Annotated in this window: 1 protein-coding gene; it reads left to right on the top strand. The window is 73.8% G+C overall.

Features of this window, described 5'->3' with window-relative positions; all coding sequences use genetic code 11:
* A partial coding sequence (locus AC5RV2_RS19005) for an ABC transporter ATP-binding protein (RefSeq protein WP_494093618.1) occupies positions 1–408 on the top strand: 408 nt, incomplete at both ends.

Here is a 408-nt window from a genome sequence, read left to right on the forward strand (position 1 = left end):
GGCCGGGCCGGCCTCGTGCTGCAGGATCCGGAAAGCCAGCTGGTGCTGGCCCGGGTCGGCGACGAGGTGGCCTTCGGGGCGGAGAACCTGTCGCTGCCGCGCGGGCAGATCTGGGACCGGGTCCGCGAATCCCTGGCCGATGTCGGACTGGCCGTCCCGCTGGACCATCCCACGTCGGCCCTGTCCGGCGGCCAAAAACAGCGGCTGGCGCTGGCCTCCGTCCTCGCCATGCGGCCGGGGCTGCTGCTGCTGGATGAGCCGACCGCAAACCTGGACCCCGCCGGGGTGCGGGAAGTAAGGGACGCCGTGGCCCGGGTGCTGGACCGCACCGGCGCCACCTTGGTGGTGGTCGAGCACCGGGTGGCGGTCTGGGCGGACGTCGTGGACCGGGTGATCGTGCTCGCGGCC

The organism is Arthrobacter sp. Y3225116 (assembly GCF_059091245.1).